Raw genomic sequence first — 22,571 nt, 5'->3', positions numbered from 1 at the left:
CGTGTCTGTCCGACGCTCAGAGTCCGCGCATGACCGAAAACAGATCGGTCACCCAACAAATCAGAGGCACGATCAGCGCGATCGCAGCCAAGTCGATCAACTCTGCAACCCGTCGCATCACCGGGCTGAACACCCGGTTCGGTGCGAGGATTCCCAGCACCAGGGCCAGGATGAGAACGGCCATGGCGAGGGCAAATACTATGACGGGGTCGTCCTTGCTCGACCAGATCTGTGCGCCCAGCACAACGAGCACGATGGCCGCCCCGCACGCGATGAGGGGAACAGCCTGGGCGGTACCGGCAAATGTGCGGCCGCGGAGCATCAGAACGCCCGCGGTAACTCCGGCCAGGGCAAGGCCGGACCAGGCGATTCCGTTATCGGTATGGACTGCGGCCACACTCAGCGCCCCGGTCATCGCTGTCGCGGATGTCGCAACCACCAAACCGGTCAGGTAACTGCGGGCGCGTCCGGTTCGCTCAGTCAATTCATCGAAATTCGGCATTTCGGGTTCGGTGACAAGATCACGAGCCTCGTCCAACGGATTTGCGGGTACCGGCACTGGAGGCAGCGGAAGCTTGGCAAGAATCATCGAGAGCCGGGCCGCGTAGGCTAGCGCGATGAGCGCGAGTGCGATGGCGACTGCACTGATCGTGTCCAGCGAAACGCGTGGAAGCAGCGTTGCGACCGCAGTAGCTGCCGTTGCCGCCGACGAGATGCCGAAAAGTGCTGTGAATGTGGCTAATCCGACGCCACACAGACGCAGGCATAGTAATGCCACCGATGCGACGAGCACGGAACCCATGAGAAGGTGCGGCGCTTGGAGTTCGTCGGGAACGACAAGGAGACCGGCGGTGAATGCGAGTGGAACCCCGGCGCAGCCGAGGACCAGGGCGCTACCACTGTCATGGTAGACGCGGGCCGACACGATCGACGCAATGGTCAGCACAATGGATGTAATGAAAGCGCAAGTAGCACCGGGTATTCCGGTTTCGCCGACGATCAACGCAGCCGAGCCGAGCAACGATGCGAGGACAGCGATCACGGAGCCGGTGATCCGTGCAGCCACCGGTGTCCACCGTCGATAGGTATGAGCATCGGTGGCGGCGACGGTGTACATGATGTCGTCGAACAGTGGCGGCGGAGCCGCAGCGTCTGCGGCTTCGAGAACGAGCAGTTCTCCGTCACGGATTCCATGCTCGTGAAGTGAGAGCGTGCCGGAGAGGGGTGCGCGGCCGACCTTGGACAGGGTCCAGTCTGTCGGTTCGAATTGTTCGGATACCGTGTCGAAATCATTGGAACCGCTGTGGCTTCGAATAGTGTCGACTATGCCGGGAATGACCAGTGTGAGCGGAATGCGCAGCGGTACTGCAAGATCGACCTGCGAGTGTGCCGAGAGAACTGTCAGTCGACACAGCTCTGCCGACGGTGCTGTTCGACGATCACCTGACGCCGCCGGCGCCGTGTCAGTTGCCGATATGCTCATGAATCAACCCCACCGTTCACTGTCGAACCCCACCTTCGACGCGATTCCCCGTTCGCGTCACCCCTTCTTTATCGGAACCATACGACACCGGACTGGGAATTGCTGCCGTCATTGCCTAGTAGAACGGTTGCACGCCAAGGTCTTGTCGGCCCGATGGGTTAGTGTCTTCTCGTTGCGTGGACTTTGTGCCGTGGGGGCGGTCCGATTGATATCGGACACATCGCAGCGCTGTAGGGGGGGCGAAGTGAGTACAGTCAGATTTTTGCGTCGAGCTCGGCGGGAGGCGCCGCGGGCGCCAGGCGGCGAGGTGACCTTGCAGGCGCCGCCCGAGATCCCTCGTGCGACTCCGGGAAATCTGCTCACCAAATTGCTGCCAGTGGTGATGGTGGTGGCAATGATCGGAATGGTCGCGTTGATGTTCGCATCAGGAATGGCGCGAAATCCCATGTCATTGCTGTTTCCGATCATGATGATGGTCTCGATGCTCGGGATGTTGGCCGGTGGCGGTCGTAGTGGTGGCGCGCGCGTCGCTGAGGTAAACGAAGACCGCAAAGACTACCTTCGCTATCTCGATCAGTTGCGTCGCGACGTCGACGAGACCGGACAGGCGCAACGCCGGGCACTCGAATGGAGTAGTCCGCAACCGTCGTTGCTGTGGACACTGGCGGGCACGTCACGCATGTGGGAGCGTCAGATAACGGACCCCGACTATTGTCACGTACGCGTGGGCCTCGGCAGTCAGAGATTGGCGACACGTCTGATCTCACCGGAGACCGGGCCGGTCGAAGACCTCGAACCGGTTGCATCCGTGTCACTTCGGCGATTCGTCCGTTCCCATTCTGTGGTCGAGGATCTTCCGACTGCGGTGTCGTTGCGAGGGTTCGCTTCGATAGCCCTCGAAGGTCAACGTGACGCCGCCCGTTCGTTGGTCAGAGCGATGCTGATGCAGCTGTGCACTTTTCACGGACCCGACATACTGCAGATCGCGCTGGTGTGTGGCCCCGATACGCAGTCCCAATGGGAGTGGGTCAAATGGTTGCCGCACACGCAGCATCCGGAGGCGTACGACGGTGCCGGTGCGGCGCGGATGGTCTACGGCTCTTATCTCGAATTGGAAGGTGCTCTGGGTGAGCAACTTTCGATGCGCGGACGGTACTCGCGCAACGCGCCCGCTACGGCGGGCGTTCCGCATATAGTCGTGGTCGTCGACGGCGGATTGTTGGAAGGCGATTCGGGTCTGTTGACCGGATCAGGTCTGGATTCGGTGACAATCCTGGACCTGTGCGGTTTCTCGTCGTCGTTGTCCGCAAGTCGTGGTTTGCGCCTGGTGGTCGCTCCTGATCAGGTGGGCGCGGTCAGCAGTGCCGGAGTGGAGAAGTTCGCGCGCCCGGATTCCGTCTCGACGACCACCGCGCAGACCTTCGGCCGGCGGATGGCGCCGTACCGTGCTGCTTCACAGAATGCCGTCGATTCGGGGGACGACGACACGGCGTCGCGGTCGTGGAGTCAGATGCTGGGCATCGGAAACGCGGCGCGGTTCAACCCCGAGCATGCCTGGTTGCCTCGTCAGGGGCGTGATCGACTGCGAGTACCGATCGGAGTCGGCGCTGACGGACAACCCGTCGAACTCGACCTCAAGGAATCCGCTGAGAACGGAATGGGGCCGCACGGTTTATGTATCGGGGCAACCGGTTCGGGCAAATCGGAGTTTCTACGGACGCTTGTACTGGGGTTGATTGCGACACACTCGCCGAACGCACTGAATCTTGTCCTCGTGGATTTCAAAGGTGGGGCCACGTTCCTCGGTCTCGAAGACGCGCCGCACGTTGCGGCCGTCATCACCAACCTTGCCGAAGAACTGGCCATGGTCGATCGAATGCGCGACGCACTTGCCGGTGAAATGAACCGCCGCCAAGAACTCCTCCGGTCTGCGGGAAACTTCGCAAATGTGTCGGACTACGAGAAAGCGCGGGTGGCGGGCGCCGCTCTGGACCCGCTACCTGCCCTGTTCGTCGTAGTGGACGAGTTCTCCGAATTGCTCAGTCAGCAACCGGAATTCGCCGACCTGTTCGTGGCGATAGGACGGCTTGGTCGATCGTTGCACATCCATCTGCTGCTTGCCAGTCAACGTCTGGACGAAGGGAAGTTGCGTGGGCTCGACAGTCATCTGTCGTACCGAATCGGATTGAAGACGTTTTCCGCCAACGAGTCTCGAACAGTATTGGGCGTACCCGACGCGTACTACCTACCCGGAAATCCAGGCGCCGGATACGTGAAAGCAGATTCAGCCGAGATCGTGCGCTTTCAAGGCGCGTACGTCTCCGGACCCTACGAGGGCGCGAGGATTGCGCCGACGCGTCTTGCGACGGAACAAGCTGTTGCTCTGGCTCCGGTGTTGTTCACTGCTGCGACGGTGATCAGTGATCACGTCCCGGAGGATGCGGTGGAGCCGGACTTCGTCGATATGGGGGAAGCCGGTGACGAATCACGGACGCTCATGGGAGTTCTCGTCGACAGGATCAAGGAGTACGGTCCGCGCGCGCATGAAGTGTGGCTTCCTCCACTCTCCGCGTCCCCGACACTCGACCAGCTTCTTCCGCGCGCCGTGTCACGTGATCCGAATCTGCCCCGCGGCAGTCTGAGTGCAGCGTTCGGAATTGTCGACAGGCCGTTCGATCAGCGGCGCGACCCACTTGTCGTCGATCTCAACGGGTCGACCGGAAATGTAGCGATCGTCGGCGGCCCGCAGTCGGGGAAATCGACGGCACTGCGGACTCTGATCATGGCGTTTGCTTTGACGCACACTTCGGAGCAGGTGCAGTTCTATTGCCTCGATTTCGGCGGCGGAACTTTGCTGGGACTGCGGGACCTTCCGCACGTCGGTTCGGTGGCAAATCGTCTCGACGAGGACAGGGTCCGGCGAACAGTCGCGGAGGTTGCGACGGTAGTGCAACAGCGGGAACGACTCTTCCGTGATCTCGGTATCGATTCGATGGTCGAATTCCGGCGGTTGCGCGCTGCCGATCCTCGGGGAGTAGGCGTCGCGGCCGGTCTCGAGCGCGATAGATTCGGTGATGTCTTCCTGGTGATCGACGGGTGGCCAAGCGTTCGTTCCGACTTCGAGTCTCTGGAAGGGACGATCAATATTCTTGCGGCGCAGGGATTATCGTTCGGGGTCCACGTCATGGTCACCGCGCCGAGGTGGGCAGATATTCGGCCGGCATTGAAAGATCAGCTCGGCACACGAATCGAACTTCGTCTGGGTGACCCGGGAGACTCCGACGCGGGACGTCAGAAAGCAAATCTGGTTCCGGAACGTCATGCGGGGCGCGGAATCACGCGTGAAGGGCTTCACCTGTTGACCGGGCTTCCGCGAATGGATGGTATCTCCAGCAGCGTAGAACTCAGTGCCGCGGTATCCGATGCAGTGATGCGCATTGCAGCTATGTCGACGTCCCGACCCGCTCCGCCGGTTCGGATGCTTCCTGAATCATACACGCGTGCAGAACTTCTCACGGCCGTCGGAGGCAGGTGGCCGCAGGCGAGCGCGGGAGACGGTCGGTGTTTGCAGGTACCTATCGGGTTGGGCGAAACCGACCTCGAACCCGTCTACATGGACTTCGCAGAGCACCCGCACCTCCTGATATTCGGCGATACCGCCTGCGGGAAGACGTCGCTGCTCCGCGGCATCGCAGAAGGAATCATGGCATCGAACACGCCGGCGCAGGCAAAATTGATCATCGGTGACTACCGGCATTCGATGTTGGGTGTCGTCGACGGCAATCACCTCGGTGGATACTCGGCCTCAACAGTGACATTCGGTGAACTGATGGCGGACCTTGCTCGGATTGTCGGCGGCAGAATGCCGAATTCGGATACGACGCAACAACAACTGAGAGAACGCTCGTGGTGGTCGGGACCGGAAATCTACGTGATCATCGATGACTACGACCTGGTGGCAACATCCACCGGCAATCCGGTCGCGGCACTACTCGAGTTCATTCCCCACTCGAAAGACGTGGGACTGCATCTGGTGATCGCACGACGATCCGGCGGGGCAGGGCGAGCGCTGTTCGAGCCGGTGATTGCCCGAATCCGCGACATGGCTCCGGCCGGCGTCGTGATGAGCGGCAGCCGTGACGAGGGAAATCTGGTTGGCGCCGTGCGCGGTGTGGAGATGCCGCAGGGACGGGGTACCTACGTTTCTCGGTCGCGGACCCAGCTGGTGCAGCTACCGTGGATGCCACCGCTGTGACACCGGGTCATACGTTGTCGGTCTCCGTTCACATAGGTTCACTGCACGCGTGGTCGGCAACAGGACAGCGCGAATTCTGTTGCAGAGTAGACACCGAGCAGCATTCGTCGCCTGCCGCCGCGTTGCCTGCTGTCAATCCGCTCGATTTCATCGACGACAACTACATGGAGATCGGTGGCCGAATCGCGCCTACCGACCTCGAACTGGTGCACTTGATTCAGCATGCTGTGCAAGGTTGCGGTCTGGCCGATGTGGATGTGTTGTATCTGAGCTATCCGACCGAGTGGGGGAATACACGGAAGGGGCGTTTGCTCGACGCTGCGCGCCGGGTCGCGTATGACGTCGTCCTGGTACCGACCGCGATTGCGATTGCCCGTGCTACCCGCGGTAGCTGGCGGGCGAGGTGCATAGTGGTAGAGATCCGCGGTGGTGACGCAGTCGTTTCGTGTGTGCGCGACTTCGACGGAGACGTCACGATCCTGAGTACTCAGCGCAGATCACTGCCGGAATTGCCACAGGTGTTCGGCGAATTCGAGGAACTGACTGTTCGAGACTCCGTGGTAGTTGTCGGGCGGCATTCGCATTCGATTGCGTCGTCCTTGGAGCGTGGGTCGCGAAGCATTCACGGCTATGCGAGCGTGCGTGTTCTCGACGAGAGCCGGATCGTCCGAGCGATCGTGGATCCGCGGGTGCGCCTGGAGTCGGTCACGGCAGAAAACTCGGCGGGGCGAGCCGTCGACAACTCGGCATTCGGAGATCGGTGGGTGCCGCCGTCAACGCTAGTCGCGCAGACCGATTCGAGTGACCGCCCGCGTCGCTGGTGGCCGGCGCTGGCGGTGTTGGTCGTTGTTGTCGGACTGTTCGGGATAGGCGTGGCGGTCGCGACCGGGCGCGGCGTCGAAGGCACTGCCGTCCAAGCCCGACCTGCTGACGGTCAGTCCGCCGATGTCGAGTCGGTGACCGTACTGCCGACGACACTGCCGACCACACTGGGGAGTACGCAGCCGAGCGCACCGGTGCCTTCCACTACGTCGGCCGCGGCAACGACGACAATCCCGCTCGGTGGTGGCAACGTGATCGTTGAAGTGCCGGCGGGGTGGGCGCCCGATCCGAACCGATCGACCGCAGGACGGATGGACTTGATTCCGCCGTCGGGGAACGACCGCAAAATCGTGATCGTGGAGAAAGAACTCCGGGCAGGCGTCGAGTTCGATGCAGTCGAGGTCGATCTACGTGAGCAACTTGCCGCGATCGAGGATCCACTCCGCTTCGGGAACCTCGAGTCCGCTGTTGCGACGGACGGACGAAAGGTTCTGTTGTACAGCGAATTTCCGGATGGATACTCCGAAGTTCGGTGGCAGGTATTTGTCGAACGGGGCACGCAGGTGAGCATCGGGTGCCAGTACATCGTCGGTGAATGGGATGCGCTCGAGCCGGAGTGCATTCAGATCGTCGAATCCCTGTCCTACGTGAACTGACTGGCTTACGTGAACTGACGCGCGAAATTTGTTTCGAACCGTCGGAACCGTCTGCGAGTAAGCGGCGTCCAAGTATGTGTAGCGCACATCAGGTGTTTGTCGCCAGAGAAGGTCCGCCGGATGTGAGCCACCGCCGACACCGCGCATGCACGTCACAACCAGGGGGAAGACATGGGCTTTACCGCAACAACCGCTGAATTGATCAGTTCGTCGAATGTCATCGACGGCCATTTGGGTGACATCAGAGGACTGGTGAATGCTGTTCGATCCGAAGCGGAGGCGTCGAGCGGTTCGTGGAAGGGCAGTGCACACACCGAATACGCAGACATCATGGTGCGCTACAACAACGCTGCCATGAAACTCGACACCGCGCTGGGCGATATCTGTGAGCAGATCAAACAGTCGGCAGGAACATTCGACAGCGCAGAATCCGACAACGTGAGCTCGTTGCGCGGCGCGACCGTCAACATGTCCTGAGCGCTCTGAATCAGGCTCCGCGCAGGAACATTCGGTGAGATAACTCAGATCGACCCGGATGTGAACGACCTTACAGATCAGACTCGATGTGGACGCAAAAGTGGAATGGGAGTGGTTATGAGCGAGAACATGATCAGGTACGACTTCGGCGGACTTGCCATGCTGTCCGACGAAATGAAGCGTCAGGCGCAGGCAATCAACGACAAGCAGGGTGAGATCAAGGTTGTTGTCGACAACCTGCAGGCGGGATGGGAAGGCGCGGGTTCGGAGGCGTGGAACGACGCGCAGCGTCGGTGGGGACAGGCGTCGGAAGAGTTGAACATCGTGCTGGCCCAGATTGCCAACGCAACTGCGAATGGTTCCGATTCGATGCGCGACGCTGATCGTGCGGCAGCGAACGGCTTCGGACGCTGACCTCACGCCGAATATCGTGTTCCGCTCTCTACCCCGACGAGCAATCGGTCGTCGGGGTAGAAAGCTCTTGGGGTGGGGTGGTCCGGAGTCTCTTTGACCGGAGACAGGTGCTACCGGTATCGTCTATCGGTGGCGTGCCGTAGGCCTCCGCATGTTGATGTCCGGATGTTTGATCGTGTGTTCGTGTGTTCGATTGCACGTTCGATTCCCGGAACTCGATGCGCAGGGTCCAGCGGTTCTCGGGTCTCAACTGGCCGCCGAGAATTGTCTATGCGATACGCACATGGTCAGCAGTGGAATGAATTAAGACGAGGAAGTTCTGTGTCTACGTACACCCCGAAGGCCGGAGATGTGACCCACACGTGGCACGTCATCGACGCCACCGACGTGGTGCTGGGCCGTCTTGCCGTTCAGGCAGCGACCTTGCTGCGCGGTAAGCACAAGCCCACCTACGCTCCGCACATCGATGGTGGCGACTTCGTCGTCGTCATCAACGCTGAGAAGGTTGCCATCAGCGGCAACAAGCTCGTAGGCAAGAAGGTCTACCACCACTCCGGTTTCCCGGGTGGTCTGAAGTCCCGCACCGTCGGAGAGGTCCTCGACCGGACCCCCGATCGCCTCGTGGAGAAGGCCATCGTCGGCATGCTCCCGAAGACCAAGCTTGGTCGCGCGATGAGCAGCAAGCTGAAGGTCTACGCGGGCCCGAATCACCCCCACACCGCGCAGCAGCCGGTGCCGTTCGAGATCAAGCAGGTCGCACAGTGACATCGCCGGAAGAGCAGAACGTGACCGAAGAAAACATCGAGGCAGTGGAAGAATTCGCCGCCGAAGCAGTCGAGGTCGTCGAAGAGGTTGCAGCGGCTACGCTGGCACCGATCGTCATCGATCGCCCGATCCAGACCGTTGGTCGTCGTAAGGAAGCGGTCGTCCGCGTCCGCATGATTCCCGGCACCGGCCAGTTCAAGCTCAACGGCCGCACCATCGAGGATTACTTCCCGAACAAGGTGCACCAGCAGCTGATCAAGGCTCCGCTGGTTACGGTTGAGCGTCCCGAGTCCTTCGACATCGTTGCACTGCTGCACGGTGGCGGACCGTCCGGTCAGGCAGGCGCATTGCGTCTGGCTATCGCTCGTGCGCTCATCGAGGTCACCCCCGATGATCGTCCGGCACTCAAGAAGGCCGGCTTCCTGACCCGTGACGCCCGCGCAGTCGAGCGTAAGAAGTACGGACTGAAGAAGGCACGTAAGGCATCGCAGTACTCGAAGCGTTGATGCTTCGCCGAGGTTGACCGACTGGTCTGCTTCGGCACCTGTTCGACTCGAGAGCAGGCGTCCATCGTTACCGGACGCCTGCTCTTGTGTTTTTTCGGGAAAGATATTCCACAGAACTCGCACGAGATATTCAGGGAGTTGTTCGATGGGGCGGTTGTTCGGAACTGATGGTGTGCGCGGGTTGGCCAATGGCGATCTGACGGCGGATCTTGCGCTGCGATTGTCGATCGCGGCGGCGCACGTTCTGACAGCTGAAACAACCGGTGGCGGGACCCGCCCGACTGCCGTCGTCGGACGCGATCCTCGTGCGAGCGGTGAAATGCTCCAGGCTGCTGTCACCGCGGGGCTGACGTCGGCCGGCATCGACGTCCTGGATGTCGGCGTTCTGCCGACCCCGGCAGTTGCCTATCTGACCGGTGTGTTCGATGCGAGTCTCGGCGTGATGATTTCCGCCTCTCACAATCCGATGCCGGACAACGGCATCAAGATCTTTGCTGCTGGTGGACACAAGCTCGACGACGATGTCGAGGCCGCCATCGAGGCCGCCATCGACGGTGGTGTGGCGCCGAAGCTGCCGACCGGCGCGGGTATCGGTCGAGTGCGCCCGGTCAGTGATGCCGCCGCGCTCTACTTGCAGCATCTCGGCACCGCACTTGCCCAGCCGCTCGACGGATTGACCGTTGTTGTGGACTGTGCAAACGGGGCAGCCTCCGAGGTCGGCCCCGCGGCCTATCGTGCCGCGGGTGCGAGCGTGATCGCGATCAGCGCTGAACCAGATGGCCTCAACATCAACGACGGTTGTGGATCCACTCACCTGGAGAATCTGCAGAAAGCAGTGGTCGAGCACGGGGCAGATCTTGGTCTTGCCCACGACGGTGACGCAGACCGTTGCCTTGCTGTCGACGAGACCGGGGCAGTGATCGACGGTGACGTGATCATGGCCGTGCTGGCAGTGGCGATGCACGAATCCGGAGAATTGGTCGACAACACACTCGTGGCGACTGTCATGAGCAACTTGGGACTGCATCTTGCGATGCGGGCAGCGGGCATCGACGTTGTCACAGCCGCGGTCGGTGACCGTTATGTGCTGGAAGAACTCCGTACCGGTGGCTACAGTCTGGGCGGCGAACAGTCCGGACACGTCGTGTTCCCCGGATTCGGAACCACCGGAGACGGCGTGCTCACCGGACTTCGGTTGCTGGCCAGGATGGCGCAGACGGGTAAGTCGTCGTCGCAGCTCGCCGCAACGATGACGTCGCTTCCGCAGGTCTTGGTGAATGTGAGGGTAGACGACAAGGCAGCAGTTGCCGCAGCGACCTCGGTGATGGCTGCGGTCGCCGATGCAGAGCGTGTCCTCGGTGACGGTGGCCGTGTTCTGCTTCGGCCATCGGGTACCGAACAATTGGTGCGTGTGATGGTCGAAGCTGCAGATCTCGGTGTGGCACGCAAGCTTGCCGACGAGCTGGCGGAAACCGTCGCAGCGGTGTAGCGGTACGTAGCGTGATCGTCGATCCTGTGGGGAACTGAACTTTCGAGGGAACGGCCGACGGGGTTCGTGCGTCCAAGTAGTCATGGACCGCCGGATCTTTCGTGCGGCCGGGCGAAACGGAGTTCCGCATGAATATCGACCGCACTGCTACAGATGAACTCGAGCGCCGCACAGCGGCGCTTGCGCAACAGATGGGCGTCACCGCACGAACGTTGGATTTCCCCGCGTTCTCGGGCGAGTGCGCGGGCCGGGATTATGCCGAGTGTGGCAACAGGCTTGCTGCTGCGCTGGGTATGCTCCGAATGCGGATGGTGGAACGGGCCCAATTTGTCGAGGCTCTCGGTGCGCGTATCGGTAGTTCGTCCAGAGCGATTGCGGATGTTGATCTGAGGTTGGCGGATCAATTGCGAATGCACGGACGCGGGTATCCGAAATCGGGTTTCTGATGTCGCTTCGCGCTGCGGGTACCGCGAGCTCTGTCACCGATGCTGCGGAAATGATTATTGCGCAACGTAATTCGATTTTCGTTCCGGACGATATTCTCGACACCGGTAGTGTCGGATTGACGTTTTTCGAGCGCTTTCACGACGCGGCCACTCGCCTCGGTATCGAAATGCGACCGTTGGGTAGCTACGACGAGATGTATCGTGCCGAATCGGGAATCGATCTGCCGGCTCTGAACGCTGACGTATCGACGATGTCCATGGCGGTGGAAGCGTCATCGCACGATTCGCGGGACTTCGCGGTGCTGTCCGATTCTCTCGAGGAGATCTGGAATGTCGAAGGGGTGGACGACGTTGCCGGACGAGTGCACGATGAGCGGCGGAGAGCTGAAGTCGAGGCTGAATCAATGCCGCTGCTGATTTCCGTCGCCGACGAGTTGACGGGAACTGTGCGAACTGCTGTGGCGGACAAGGCTTTCAAGGTTGCTTCGCTGGATCGAGAAATGATCGGTGGTCTCGATGCGCAGCACATCGATCAGCTGGTGGACGTGAGCATGCAGCAAGGGGGCGTCGACGCAGTTGCGAAGGCTGCCCAGTGGTTTGCGCCGTTGTCGGATGGGAAATTCAGGACGGTGCGATACGCCGCTGCGCTCGATCAGATCGAAACCTGCAGAGTGGCAGCAGATCTCGCCGATAACTGGATCGATCAGATCTTCCGGCCGGTGTACGTGGACACCCGTGACGAGTTCGACCGCGCCTGTGAGCAGGCCCGGCTGGCTCTGACCGACGCGTTCGAGGTTGCCGCCGGTCTTGTCGCCGAACTGTTTCCGGTCGAGAGTGAATCTACCGACGCTGGACAGTTTTCGGTTCCGCCGGACACATTGCCGACATCCGTGTCGCAGGTAGCCGAGCCGGCGGTGGACGGTGTTGCACCTTCCCTGGAGTTGACGGTCGGTACCGATACCTGGGGGTTCTCTGTTGCGCCGGACGGCCGTGGGGTCAGTCTCGAGGTTCGTGACCTGTCGGGGGAGTCCGTCACTGTCACTGTGGAATTGGACGAGCGCGGCTGGCCGACAATCGCGGTGGATACGGATACCGCTCCCATTGCTTCCGAGACGCCGGAGCCTGAGCCGCAGCCGTACCAACCCCCGAATCCGGCACCAGCGGATCCGGAACCGGCAATGGACCCTGCACCGACAGCGGATCCCGAGCCACTGAGTGAACCGGATACGACCGGAGCCGAATTGGCGGGAGCGGGGCCGATATGAGTGTGCCGCAATTCGACGTGATCAATGCGGTCATGGATTCGCAGCTCGCCGAGTTTCGCGTGCGACGCTCTGCTGCCGAACGTGTCTACGAACAGCGGTATGCACAATTCGGTGACGTCGTGGTGTCTACCGAGGTTGAGGATTTCGGGCACGCGCCTGTCGAGCAGGGTGCGTTTCTACGGTCAGCGTCCGAGTCGATGCCCGGCGACACCGCGACCCCCGCAGGTGCCGCGACGCCCGGCCACACGACCGGAGATTCGAGGGCCGACTACCGGGAAACTGCCTGGCTCCGGCGCGTGTCGGACTGAGTATCGGAATCGGGCCCGGAATCGGCGTCGAACATGGGCGAGGTGTGCGGGAATTCGGTGTTCTGGTCGGCAAATGCTTCGTAGCGCTTGTCGCCGGTGAGGTGGAAGAGAAGGAATCCCGTCAGCAGGCATCGCGTCGTGGCCTGTGTTTTGCGTTCGGACCCGCCAAGGCCCAGGGCTCCCAGAAGGCGCCGCCCTTCGATAAGCCCGGCGTCTTGGGCGTCGTCGATGGTTCGTCCGATTACGGGGCCGCCCCATTCGCGGGTGAGGGGGCGGGCATTGCTGGTGAGTGAGTCGACGTCGTCTTCACCGGCGAGGATCAATCCGGGGGCTGTGATCTTGGACGCGTAGTTCTCGGCTTTGGGGGCGGTGGGTGCGGGGAAGAGCGCGGCGACGGCTGCGACGTTTCCACGTTGTGCGGCAGCGAGGACTGCGGCACCGGCACCCATTCCGTGTCCGGCAAATGCGACGTGGTCGGGATGGACGCTGATCTGTCCGGGACCGAGTCGGACGCCGACGCAGATGTCGAGGGTCGAGCGCAGGTCCGCGGCCAATCCGAGGTGCGAGGGGACGGGGCCACGCTCACTTTCGGGTGCTGCGGCGACAATTCCCCAGGAAGCTAGATGCTGAAGTGTCTGTTCGTATTTATGTGCGCCGACCATCCAGCCGTGCCCGAAGGCGACGGCGGGGAGATTGAAGCCCGCTTCCGGGGTGTAGACGACTCCTGGTTGACCGGCCAGGGCGAGGTTGCCGCGCAGAACACGGTGCGGTCCGCGCTTGGACAGCTCACGGGTCAGTGCCTTCAGTTTCGGTGCCACGGATCAAGACGTTATCCGATGCGGACGTCGGCGTGCCCTGGCAACCGCAGAATGCGCGTGCGACGGGTGTCCAAGTACCCTGATTCACCATGTGCGGAATCGTGGGATACGTCGGCCACCGCCCAGCTCTGGGTGTTGTGGTGGAGGCTTTGCGGCGAATGGAATATCGCGGCTACGACTCCTCGGGAATCGCGATTCTCGATGGAGTGGGTGGCGTTGAGATCGAGCGTAAGGCCGGGAAGCTGGCCAACCTCGAAGCCGAGTTGGAAGAGATCGGTGCCGACAGCTTTGTCGGCTCCACGGGTATGGGTCATACCCGGTGGGCGACGCATGGTCGGCCGACCGATCGGAATGCTCACCCGCATCGTGATGCAAGCGGGAAGCTTGCGGTGGTCCACAACGGCATCATCGAGAACTTCGCGCCGCTGCGCGCTGAGCTCGAGGCTGCGGGTATCGAACTGCTCAGCGACACTGATACCGAGGTAACGGTTCATCTGGTGGCTCGCGCGTACGCGGAGGGCCCGACTGCGGGTGATTTCGTGGAGAGCGCGTTGTCGGTTGTCCGTCGCCTCGAGGGTGCGTTCACGTTGCTGTTCACGCACGCCGATCATGCGGACACGATTGTCGCTGCGCGTCGTTCGACGCCGTTGGTGGTGGGTGTCGGTGAGGGCGAGATGTTCCTCGGTTCCGATGTGGCGGCGTTCATCGAGCACACGCGCGACGCGGTGGAGCTCGGGCAGGATCAGGCGGTGGTGATCACCGCGAACAGTTACCGGATTTCCGATTTCTCCGGTAACGAAGCGCAGGGGCGCCCGTTCCGGATCGATTGGGATCTTGCGGCTGCCGAAAAGGGCGGTCACGACTACTTCATGCTCAAGGAGATCGAGGAGCAGCCGACCGCGGTTGCGGACACGCTTCTCGGTCACTTCGAGAACGGCAAGATCGTTCTCGACGAGCAGCGTTTGTCCGATCAGGAGCTGCGCGACGTCGACAAGGTTTTTGTCGTGGCCTGTGGCAGCGCCTATCACTCCGGATTGTTGGCGAAGTACGCGATCGAACATTGGACGCGACTTCCCGTCGAGGTGGAGCTGGCGAGCGAATTCCGGTACCGGGACCCGGTTCTGGACCGTTCGACGCTGGTTGTTGCTATCTCGCAGTCCGGTGAAACCGCGGATACGCTCGAAGCGGTCAAGCATGCCAAGGATCAGAAGGCTCGGGTTCTCGCGATCTGCAACACCAACGGCGCGCAGATCCCCCGCGAGGCCGACGCTGTTCTCTACACGCGGGCGGGACCGGAAATCGCCGTCGCGTCCACCAAGGCTTTCCTGGCGCAGGTGACGGCAAATTATCTGGTCGGGTTGGCCCTGGCGCAGGCGCGTGGCACCAAGTACCCGGACGAAGTTGCGCGTGAGTACGCGGACCTCGAGGCGATGCCGGCTCTCGTGGCCAAGGTTATCGAGAAGGCTGAACCGATCCGTGAATTGGCGCGCACATTTGCACACGCGTCGACGGTTCTGTTCCTGGGGCGTCATGTGGGGTACCCGGTTGCGCTCGAGGGTGCGCTCAAGCTCAAGGAGCTTGCGTACATGCATGCCGAGGGTTTTGCGGCGGGTGAGCTCAAGCATGGGCCTATCGCGTTGATCGAGGAGGGCCTGCCGGTCATCATCGTGATGCCGTCGCCGAAGGGGCGTGCGGTGTTGCACTCGAAGTTGGTGTCCAACATCCAGGAGATCAAGGCGCGTGGTGCAACGACGATCGTGATTGCCGAGGAAGGCGACGACGTGGTTCGTGCGCATGCCGATCACTTGATCGAGATCCCCGCATCGCCGACCCTGTTGCAGCCGTTGCTGTCGACGGTACCGTTGCAGATCTTTGCCGCGGAGGTCGCTGCGGCACGTGGCTACGACGTCGACAAGCCGCGTAACTTGGCGAAATCGGTTACCGTCGAATAGTTTTCGGTGAAATCAGTGAGGCCCGCAACCTTCCGGTTGCGGGCCTCATTGCTGCCGAAAAGTTATTGAACGATCACCGTGCCACGCATATCGGGGTGCGGTGTGCAGGTGTAGTCGTAAGTTCCGGCTTCGTCGAAGGTGACGGTGAAGGTTCCGGACTTCTTGAGCGGGCTGCGGATCAGGCTGCGGGATGTTCCGATGCCTTTGACGTCGTGGGCCATTCCTCCGTCGTCGAACACCCACGTGACGGTGTCGCCGACGTTGACGGTGATGGAACTGGGGGAGTAGGCCATGTTGGTGACGGTGACGACGGGGCCACTCGGCGTGGTTTCGGGTGCGGCGGGGGTGGAATCCGTGCTGGAACTGCACCCGACGAGGCCGGCGGTGAGAACGAGGCCCGCGAACATCGGGACGAGACGTGATTTCATGGTTCCGAGGGTAGCGACTTGCAAACGAAGGGTTCCGGCATGCGCGGGTACTACACGGCAGATCAGGTTCGCGAAGCGGAGGCGCCGTTGCTGGCGTCGTTGCCCGATGGAGTGTTGATGCGCCGGGCCGCGTACGGACTTGCGCGAGTTGTTGCCGACGAATTGCGTTTGTACACAGGATCACTCACCTCCCGTTCGGTGACTCTGCTGGTGGGCAGCGGCGACAACGGCGGTGACGCGCTCTGGGCTGGTGTGTTCCTGCGTAAGCGCGGGGTGGCTGTGCGTGCGGTGCTGCTCGACCAGGAGCGCGCGCATCAGCGCGGCCTCGGGGCTTTCCGCCGAGCGGGTGGACGCGTCGAGTCCGATCTCGGTACACCGGACCTGGTGATCGACGGCATTGTCGGAATCTCGGGCCGCGGTTCGTTGCGCCGCGCGGCGGCTGCTCTGGTGGAGCAGGTTCGCTGCCCGATCGTCGCGGTGGATCTGCCCAGCGGTGTCGACGCGAATACCGGTGGCGTCGACGGGCCCGCTGTGACGGCTGCGGTGACCGTGACGTTCGGTGCGCTCAAACCGGTACACGTCTTGGCGCCGCAGCGGTGCGGTCGGGTGGAGTTGATCGACATCGGGTTGAATCTCGGCGAGCCGGCTTTCGGCTCCCTCGATCCGGTAGACGTGGGTGCGCTCTGGCCGGTTCCAGGGCCGAGTGACGACAAGTACTCGCAGGGAGTTGTGGGCGTGATTGCGGGGAGTGCGCAGTATCCGGGGGCGGGTGTGTTGTGCACGGGGGCCGCGGTCACGGCGACGTCGGGGCTGGTGCGGTATGCGGGTCACGGCGCAGCCGAAGTGCTCTCACGTTTCCCCGAAGTGATCGCGAGCGCGACCTTCGACGACGCTGGGCGGGTGCAGGCATGGGTGGTGGGCCCGGGAATGGGGACCGATGCCGATGCGGCGGCTCTGCTCGCGTCCGTTCTCGCGACGGATGTCCCGGTCCTGGTCGATGCGGACGGGCTGACAGTGCTGGCAGCAAATCTGGACCTGGCACGCAGGCGCACCGCACCGACGCTGCTGACTCCGCATGCGGGCGAGTTCGCACGATTGGCGGGTACCGAGGTGGGGTCTGATCGGGTCGGTGCCGCGCGCGCCTTGGCGTCGGATCTCGGTGTGACGGTGCTTCTCAAAGGCCACACGACGGTGATCTCCGATCCCGGCGGTGAGGTCCTGGTCAACGATGCCGGCGGCTCGTGGGCGTCGACGGCCGGATCGGGTGACGTTTTGTCCGGAATAATTGGGGCGCTGCTCGCTGCCGGGCTTGCGCCGCTCGACGCTGCGGCAGTGGGAGCCAGGACACACTCGCTGGCCGCTAATTTGGCAGCCGCAGGCGGTCTCGCAGACGTTGCCGGCGCACCGATCTCCGCATCGCCGCTGCTGACAAGTGTGCGTGACGCTGTTCGAGTGCTTCGCACCGTTGCCCGGAATTGAGTGATCTCAAACCCGAATTGGTGTAGGAATTCTCGAGAGTGGCAGGATTGACGCCATGAAGCTTGCCGAAGGAAGAGCCCCGAAAGACCCAGAAGAAGGGGAATCGGCAAGCGCCACGGCAACGGGAGGTCCACAGACCGAGGCGGTCGTGGACCTTGATGCCATCGCCCATAACGTGCGCGTTCTTCGCGAGTTCGCCGGTGACGCGGCACTGATGGCAGTCATCAAAGCTGACGGATACAACCACGGCGCCGTCGCTGTTGCGCGCACTGCACTTGCTGCCGGTGCCCGCGAACTCGGTGTCACCACGATCGGTGAGGCTCTGGTCCTGCGGGCAGCGGGGATCACCGCCCCGGTACTGGCGTGGCTGCATGGCGTCGACGCCGATTTTGCCGCGGCCATTTCCGCCGATGTGGAAATCGGAGTGTCGTCACCGCGGCATCTGGCGGCGGTGGTAGCCGCAGCGCGGGAGCTCGGACGCACCGCGACGGTGACGTTGAAGGTCGACACCGGCCTCAATCGCAACGGTGTCTCGCAGACGGACTGGCCGCAGATGCTGGCGGACCTGGTCTCGGCGCGAGACGAGGGCGCGATCCGGTTGCGCGGAGTGTTCTCGCATCTAGCGCACTCGGACGAACCGCACCACGATGTCATCGACCACCAGAAGCAACGTCTGATCGATGCCGTTGCCGACGTCCGGGCACACGGATTCGAACCCGAAGTTGTGCACCTTTCCAACTCGGCAGCGACGGTTACCCGTCCTGACCTGCGATTTGACATGGTTCGGCCGGGAATTGCGATATACGGATTGTCGCCAGTACCGGAGATGGGCGACTTCGGTCTCCGACCGGCAATGACGTTGCGAGCGAAGGTGATTCTGGTGAAGAAGGTGGCCGCCGGTGAGGGGGTTTCCTACGGACACCTCTGGACGGCGCCGCGGGACACCACTCTGGCGCTGCTACCCGTCGGATACGCGGACGGGCTTCCGCGTTCGCTGAGCGGGCGCTTCGAGGTCCAACTCGGTGGAAAGCGTCGCCAAGCCGTGGGACGGATCTGCATGGACCAGGTGATGGTCGACCTCGGACCGGACGGTGACGGCGTTCGCGAAGGCGACACCGCCATTTTCTTCGGTAACGGCGATCAAGGCGAACCCAATGCGCAAGCCTGGGCGGAAGCACTGGACACCATTCACTACGAGATCGTGACCGGCCTGCGGGGGCGAACCCAACGTACGTATATCGGCGGGGAGGGTATCTCGTGAAAACGGCAGGGCGAATGAGCATCCTCGGTGGGCTCCTCAGTGCGGTCGCGCTCGGTTCCATGGCCGGAGTCAACGCATTGAAGACGGTCGCTCGGCCGGGACGCGAGATCTACGCGGACGAAGACTTCGACCTGATGACCCGCGACCGCGCGAGTGTCGTACGTACCGACGACGGTGTTGATCTGGCTGTCCGCGAAGTCGGGCCGGACGACGCTCCTCTGACGGTTGTCTTTGTGCACGGATACTGCCTGAGCGCGTTGTCCTGGCATTTTCAGCGTCGTGAGCTGGCCGAGCGGTGGGGTGACGACGTTCGGATGGTGTTTTACGACCAGCGCGGGCACGGAGATTCGGGCATGCCCCGTGCAAAGAGCTGCACGGTCTCGCAGCTCGGACGTGATCTGGCGTCTGTCATCGAAGCCAAGGTGCCGATAGGTCCGGTTGTGCTTGTCGGTCATTCGATGGGCGGCATGACAGTGCTCGCGCTGGCCGGTCAGCGACCGGAATGGTTCGCCGGCGGCCGGGTTGTCGGTGTCGGGTTGGTGTCGACGACGGCAGCAGGTCTCGCCGAAACCGGGCTCACTCGCAATCTGCAGAATCCGATCATCGACGGTTTCCGACTGGCCGTGCGGACGTCACCGGGCATCGTGCAGCATGCCCGCGGCGCTGCGCGCGTGCTCATCACGCCGATTCTGCGGGCCGCGTCGTACGGCACGGACGTGAGCCCCCGGCTGCACGAGCTGTCGGACGGGATGCTCGACCGTACGTCGGTTGTCACCATCGTCAATTTCCTGCGGACCCTCGAATTGCATGACGAGAGTGACTCTCTGCCCGTCCTCGCGCACACTCCGGCTGTGGTGATCTGCGGCGATCAGGACATGATGATTCCGTTTGCCAGCTCGCAACTGTTGGCGGACGCGTTGCCCGAATCCGATTTGGTGCGGGTTCGCGGTGCCGGTCACCTGATTCAGCTGGAGTTCCCGGCTATCGTCACGGAGGCGATCGAGCGCCTCGTCTCACGTACACATACTCAATTGAGGTCCGATGTCGGCTGAAACCCTCCCTGAATCAGGAACCGTCACTCTGGAGACGACGGAGGACACGGAGGCATTCGGTCGCAGGCTGGCGGCCGGGCTCGTCGCCGGTGACCTCGTGGTTCTCGACGGCCCTCTCGGCGCCGGAAAAACTGCCCTGACCCGCGGTATCGGTGCCGGCCTCGGGGTGCAGGGGCGGGTGACGTCACCGACATTCGTCATCGCTCGTGAGCACCGCCCCGGAGTTCGGCCCGGCGGCAGAACGCCGGTCGGGATGATTCACGTCGACGCGTATCGCCTCGGCGACAGTGGCCCGCACGCTCTCGACGAACTTGATGCTCTCGACCTGGACACCGACCTCACCGACGCCGTGGTCGTGGTGGAGTGGGGCGGCGATGTCGTGGAGCGACTTGTCGAGCGCCACTTGCGAGTGCAACTTCACCGTGAACCGGAGTCGGATGTCCGGACGGCGAGTTGGGCATGGACGTCGTGACACTCCTCCCACTGGTGAAAGCAGTTCTTCACGTGCGAGTACCCTGAGTTATCGTGCTTGTTCTCGCGATTGATACCTCCACACCGGCCGTCACTGCCGGAGTTGTCTCACTCTCGCCTCTCGGTGAGGTTTCGACGCTCGCCGTCCGGGTGACCGTGAACCCCCGCGCGCATGCCGAGGTGCTCACGCCACATGTTCTCGAATGCATCGCCGAGGCCTCGATCACCCCTGCAGACCTGGGTGCCGTCGTGGTGGGTGTGGGACCGGGTCCGTATACGGGCCTGCGGGTGGGGATGGCTACCGGCGCCGCGTTCGGTGACGCGCTGAGCATCCCGGTCTACGGTGCGTGCAGCCTCGACGCTATTGCCGCGGCTGTGCAGACGTCTGGCAACCTGCTTGTCGTGACGGATGCGCGTCGACGCGAAATCTATTGGGCCCGTTACGATGTGGGTGTTCGAGTGGAAGGCCCCGCGGTGAATTCCCCGGGCGACGTGGACGCGTCTCCGTCGACGATTGTTGCCGGATCTGCTTCGCACGTCGACCTTTTCGATCTCCGGGTCGAGCCTGCAGAGACGCCGTCGCCGGCCGGTTTGGTCACTGTTGCAGCGCAAGACATTCTGGCCGGTGCGATTCCGGAACCGCTCGAGCCACTGTATCTGCGCCGCCCAGATGCCAAGACCTTGGCGGAACGCGGCAAATGAGTTACGCCATCACGCCGATGACGGTCGGCGACGCGGAGCGGTGTGCCGAGTTGGAACGTGCCCTCTTTGCGGGGGACGGGCCGTGGACCGCTCAGGCTTTTGTCTCCGAGTTGGCCGGCTCGCACAATCACTACTTCGTGGCTCGTGAGCCCGACGGTCGTGTTCTGGGGTACGCCGGAGTTGCATTGTTGGGCGCGCCGCCCAACATCGAAGCCGAAGTGCACACCATCGGAACGGATCCGGGTGCGCAGCGCCGCGGTATCGGCGGGGCTTTGCTTGATGCGCTCTTGGCTCTCGCGGACGAGCGGGGAGCGGACGTGTTCCTGGAAGTGCGCACTGACAACGAACCGGCAATCGCTCTGTATCGGCGTGAGGGATTCGAGATCGTCGGAACCCGAAAGAAGTACTACCAGCCCAGCGGGGCAGATGCGTTCACGATGCGGCGGCCGGCCGCGGGTGTTCGCAAGAATGAGGAGCAGCAAGCATGATCGTCATGGGTGTCGAAAGCTCGTGCGACGAAACAGGAGTCGGCATCGTTCGTTGGAACGGTGACGGAACCTGCGAGTTGTTGGCGGACGAAGTGGCGTCGAGTGTGGATCAGCACGCCCGGTACGGCGGCGTGGTGCCGGAGGTGGCATCGCGCGCTCATCTCGAGGCGATCGTTCCGACCATGCGGCGTGCTCTCGCAGTGGCGGGGATCGAGAAGCCCGACGCTCTTGCCGTGACGATCGGGCCCGGCCTGGCCGGAGCCCTGTTGGTGGGTGTGGCGGCCGCCAAAGCCTATGCGGCAGCGTGGAACATCCCGTTCTATGCGGTCAATCACCTGGGTGGACACGTGTCGGTCGACACCCTCGAGCACGGACCGTTGCCGTCGTGTGTCGCTCTTCTGGTCTCCGGTGGCCACACGCATTTGTTGCACGTCGAGGATCTCGGAAAGCCGATCGTCGAACTCGGAACAACCGTCGACGACGCTGCCGGCGAGGCGTTCGACAAGGTTGCGCGGCTTCTCGGTCTCGGGTTCCCCGGTGGACCGGCATTGGATGCTGCTGCGCAGGAAGGCGATCCGAACGCAATCCCGTTCCCTCGAGGCATGACCGGCCCGCGCGACTCGCGCCACGACTTCTCCTTCTCCGGACTCAAGACGTCCGTGGCCCGCTATGTCGAGTCGAAACAGCGTGCAGAAGAGGCTTTTTCGATCCCGGACATCGCCGCGTCGTTCCAGGAGGCCGTTGCCGACGTCCTGACGATGAAGGCGGTTCGAGCGGCCAAGGATGTCGGAGTCGACACCGTGGTACTCGGCGGAGGAGCAACCGCGAACTCTCGCATTCGTAGCCTCGCCGAGCAGCGATGTGCCGAATCCGGTCTCACGCTGCGTATCCCGAAGCCGCGACTGTGCACGGACAACGGAGTGATGATCGCGTCACTGGCCGCGCACCTGATCGGTGCGGGAGCCGGGCCGTCGGAACTGAGTGTTGCAACCGATCCGGGATTGTCCGTCTCGATCAGTCAAGTTCTGAGCTAG

Annotated in this window: 21 protein-coding genes; 18 read left to right on the top strand and 3 right to left on the bottom strand. The window is 62.6% G+C overall.

Going from position 1 to position 22,571, the window contains the following annotated elements; genetic code table 11:
* Window positions 1-16 precede the first annotated feature (16 nt).
* Complete coding sequence (eccD, locus tag FFI94_RS20945; RefSeq protein WP_138869518.1) at window positions 17-1,483, bottom strand: type VII secretion integral membrane protein EccD; 1,467 nt, start codon at window positions 1,481-1,483, stop codon at window positions 17-19.
* A gap of 244 nt (window positions 1,484-1,727) precedes the next feature.
* Between eccD and eccCa the strand changes: the two genes are divergently transcribed.
* From eccCa to FFI94_RS20895, 10 genes are all read left to right on the top strand, one after another.
* The gene (eccCa, locus tag FFI94_RS20940; RefSeq protein ID WP_138869517.1) at window positions 1,728-5,738 is read left to right on the top strand and encodes a type VII secretion protein EccCa; all 4,011 of its coding nucleotides are present in this window, start codon (window positions 1,728-1,730) and stop codon (window positions 5,736-5,738) included.
* On the top strand, window positions 5,720-7,216 hold the full coding sequence (locus FFI94_RS20935) for a type VII secretion-associated protein (RefSeq protein ID WP_138869516.1): 1,497 nt from the start codon (window positions 5,720-5,722) through the stop codon (window positions 7,214-7,216). The genes eccCa and FFI94_RS20935 overlap by 19 nt, the downstream gene beginning before the upstream one ends.
* 171 nt (window positions 7,217-7,387) lie before the next feature.
* Window positions 7,388-7,693 carry a WXG100 family type VII secretion target gene (locus FFI94_RS20930; RefSeq protein ID WP_138869515.1) on the top strand — a complete coding sequence of 102 codons (306 nt, stop codon included), beginning with the start codon at window positions 7,388-7,390 and terminating at the stop codon, window positions 7,691-7,693.
* A gap of 117 nt (window positions 7,694-7,810) precedes the next feature.
* Complete coding sequence (locus FFI94_RS20925) at window positions 7,811-8,107, top strand: WXG100 family type VII secretion target (RefSeq protein WP_138869514.1); 297 nt, start codon at window positions 7,811-7,813, stop codon at window positions 8,105-8,107.
* 321 nt (window positions 8,108-8,428) lie between these two features.
* Window positions 8,429-8,872, top strand: a complete 444-nt coding sequence (gene rplM, locus FFI94_RS20920; RefSeq protein ID WP_033231347.1) for a 50S ribosomal protein L13 — start codon at window positions 8,429-8,431, stop codon at window positions 8,870-8,872.
* Window positions 8,869-9,378, top strand: a complete 510-nt coding sequence (gene rpsI / locus FFI94_RS20915) for a 30S ribosomal protein S9 (protein ID WP_033231346.1) — start codon at window positions 8,869-8,871, stop codon at window positions 9,376-9,378. The genes rplM and rpsI overlap by 4 nt, the downstream gene beginning before the upstream one ends.
* A 145-nt stretch (window positions 9,379-9,523) precedes the next feature.
* Window positions 9,524-10,867, top strand: a complete 1,344-nt coding sequence (glmM, locus tag FFI94_RS20910; protein ID WP_138869513.1) for a phosphoglucosamine mutase — start codon at window positions 9,524-9,526, stop codon at window positions 10,865-10,867.
* A gap of 128 nt (window positions 10,868-10,995) precedes the next feature.
* Window positions 10,996-11,313: a hypothetical protein gene (locus FFI94_RS20905; RefSeq protein WP_138869512.1), complete on the top strand. Its 318-nt coding sequence runs from the start codon at window positions 10,996-10,998 to the stop codon at window positions 11,311-11,313.
* A complete protein-coding gene (locus FFI94_RS20900) occupies window positions 11,313-12,578 on the top strand; it encodes a hypothetical protein (RefSeq protein ID WP_260684226.1) in 1,266 nt (421 codons plus the stop codon). Before FFI94_RS20905 ends, FFI94_RS20900 begins: the two co-directional genes overlap by 1 nt.
* Entirely contained in the window at window positions 12,575-12,886 is a 312-nt protein-coding gene (locus tag FFI94_RS20895; RefSeq protein WP_138869511.1) for a hypothetical protein, read from the top strand. The genes FFI94_RS20900 and FFI94_RS20895 overlap by 4 nt, the downstream gene beginning before the upstream one ends.
* Here FFI94_RS20895 and FFI94_RS20890 read toward each other — a convergent pair.
* On the bottom strand, window positions 12,847-13,704 hold the full coding sequence (locus FFI94_RS20890; protein ID WP_185993270.1) for a dienelactone hydrolase family protein: 858 nt from the start codon (window positions 13,702-13,704) through the stop codon (window positions 12,847-12,849). The genes FFI94_RS20895 and FFI94_RS20890 overlap by 40 nt on opposite strands.
* Window positions 13,705-13,793: 89 nt before the next feature.
* Between FFI94_RS20890 and glmS the strand changes: the two genes are divergently transcribed.
* A complete protein-coding gene (glmS, locus tag FFI94_RS20885) occupies window positions 13,794-15,656 on the top strand; it encodes a glutamine--fructose-6-phosphate transaminase (isomerizing) (RefSeq protein ID WP_138869510.1) in 1,863 nt (620 codons plus the stop codon).
* A gap of 62 nt (window positions 15,657-15,718) precedes the next feature.
* On the opposite strand, the gene FFI94_RS20880 is transcribed toward glmS, so the two are convergent.
* Window positions 15,719-16,084 carry a plastocyanin/azurin family copper-binding protein gene (locus tag FFI94_RS20880; RefSeq protein ID WP_138869509.1) on the bottom strand — a complete coding sequence of 122 codons (366 nt, stop codon included), beginning with the start codon at window positions 16,082-16,084 and terminating at the stop codon, window positions 15,719-15,721.
* Window positions 16,085-16,123: 39 nt separating this feature from the next.
* Here FFI94_RS20880 and FFI94_RS20875 point away from each other — a divergent pair, with 39 nt between their 5' ends.
* From FFI94_RS20875 to tsaD, 7 genes are read left to right on the top strand one after another with little or no spacing between them, the layout of a single operon-like run.
* Window positions 16,124-17,563, top strand: coding sequence for an NAD(P)H-hydrate dehydratase (locus FFI94_RS20875; RefSeq protein WP_138873321.1), 1,440 nt, complete (start codon window positions 16,124-16,126; stop codon window positions 17,561-17,563).
* A 55-nt stretch (window positions 17,564-17,618) separates the two neighbouring features.
* Complete coding sequence (alr, locus tag FFI94_RS20870) at window positions 17,619-18,824, top strand: alanine racemase (RefSeq protein WP_138869508.1); 1,206 nt, start codon at window positions 17,619-17,621, stop codon at window positions 18,822-18,824.
* Window positions 18,821-19,876, top strand: a complete 1,056-nt coding sequence (locus FFI94_RS20865) for an alpha/beta fold hydrolase (RefSeq protein ID WP_138869507.1) — start codon at window positions 18,821-18,823, stop codon at window positions 19,874-19,876. Before alr ends, FFI94_RS20865 begins: the two co-directional genes overlap by 4 nt.
* Window positions 19,866-20,348: a tRNA (adenosine(37)-N6)-threonylcarbamoyltransferase complex ATPase subunit type 1 TsaE gene (gene tsaE, locus FFI94_RS20860; protein WP_138869506.1), complete on the top strand. Its 483-nt coding sequence runs from the start codon at window positions 19,866-19,868 to the stop codon at window positions 20,346-20,348. Before FFI94_RS20865 ends, tsaE begins: the two co-directional genes overlap by 11 nt.
* Before the next feature lie 53 nt (window positions 20,349-20,401).
* Window positions 20,402-21,049 (top strand): tRNA (adenosine(37)-N6)-threonylcarbamoyltransferase complex dimerization subunit type 1 TsaB, encoded by a 648-nt coding sequence (tsaB, locus tag FFI94_RS20855; protein ID WP_138869505.1) that lies wholly within the window; start codon window positions 20,402-20,404, stop codon window positions 21,047-21,049.
* A complete protein-coding gene (gene rimI / locus FFI94_RS20850) occupies window positions 21,046-21,537 on the top strand; it encodes a ribosomal protein S18-alanine N-acetyltransferase (protein ID WP_138869504.1) in 492 nt (163 codons plus the stop codon). The genes tsaB and rimI overlap by 4 nt, the downstream gene beginning before the upstream one ends.
* A complete protein-coding gene (tsaD, locus tag FFI94_RS20845; protein ID WP_138869503.1) occupies window positions 21,534-22,571 on the top strand; it encodes a tRNA (adenosine(37)-N6)-threonylcarbamoyltransferase complex transferase subunit TsaD in 1,038 nt (345 codons plus the stop codon). Before rimI ends, tsaD begins: the two co-directional genes overlap by 4 nt.

Source organism: Rhodococcus sp. KBS0724 (assembly GCF_005938745.2).
Taxonomy (GTDB): Bacteria; Actinomycetota; Actinomycetes; order Mycobacteriales; family Mycobacteriaceae; genus Rhodococcus_F.
The sequence above is the reverse complement of the archived record's forward strand: the minus strand, read 5'-3'. Positions and strand labels throughout refer to the sequence as shown.

What these genes read in the sequence shown, in the direction of transcription:
- eccD (WP_138869518.1), bottom strand. Translation starts at nt 1,483, where the DNA reads ATGAGCATATCGGCAACTGACACGGCGCCGGCGGCGTCAGGTGATCGT.
- FFI94_RS20930 (WP_138869515.1), top strand. Translation starts at nt 7,388, where the DNA reads ATGGGCTTTACCGCAACAACCGCTGAATTGATCAGTTCGTCGAATGTC.
- FFI94_RS20925 (WP_138869514.1), top strand. Translation starts at nt 7,811, where the DNA reads ATGAGCGAGAACATGATCAGGTACGACTTCGGCGGACTTGCCATGCTG.
- glmM (WP_138869513.1), top strand. Translation starts at nt 9,524, where the DNA reads ATGGGGCGGTTGTTCGGAACTGATGGTGTGCGCGGGTTGGCCAATGGC.
- FFI94_RS20905 (WP_138869512.1), top strand. Translation starts at nt 10,996, where the DNA reads ATGAATATCGACCGCACTGCTACAGATGAACTCGAGCGCCGCACAGCG.
- FFI94_RS20900 (WP_260684226.1), top strand. Translation starts at nt 11,313, where the DNA reads ATGTCGCTTCGCGCTGCGGGTACCGCGAGCTCTGTCACCGATGCTGCG.
- FFI94_RS20895 (WP_138869511.1), top strand. Translation starts at nt 12,575, where the DNA reads ATGAGTGTGCCGCAATTCGACGTGATCAATGCGGTCATGGATTCGCAG.
- glmS (WP_138869510.1), top strand. Translation starts at nt 13,794, where the DNA reads ATGTGCGGAATCGTGGGATACGTCGGCCACCGCCCAGCTCTGGGTGTT.
- FFI94_RS20880 (WP_138869509.1), bottom strand. Translation starts at nt 16,084, where the DNA reads ATGAAATCACGTCTCGTCCCGATGTTCGCGGGCCTCGTTCTCACCGCC.
- FFI94_RS20875 (WP_138873321.1), top strand. Translation starts at nt 16,124, where the DNA reads ATGCGCGGGTACTACACGGCAGATCAGGTTCGCGAAGCGGAGGCGCCG.
- alr (WP_138869508.1), top strand. Translation starts at nt 17,619, where the DNA reads ATGAAGCTTGCCGAAGGAAGAGCCCCGAAAGACCCAGAAGAAGGGGAA.
- tsaE (WP_138869506.1), top strand. Translation starts at nt 19,866, where the DNA reads ATGTCGGCTGAAACCCTCCCTGAATCAGGAACCGTCACTCTGGAGACG.
- rimI (WP_138869504.1), top strand. Translation starts at nt 21,046, where the DNA reads ATGAGTTACGCCATCACGCCGATGACGGTCGGCGACGCGGAGCGGTGT.
- tsaD (WP_138869503.1), top strand. Translation starts at nt 21,534, where the DNA reads ATGATCGTCATGGGTGTCGAAAGCTCGTGCGACGAAACAGGAGTCGGC.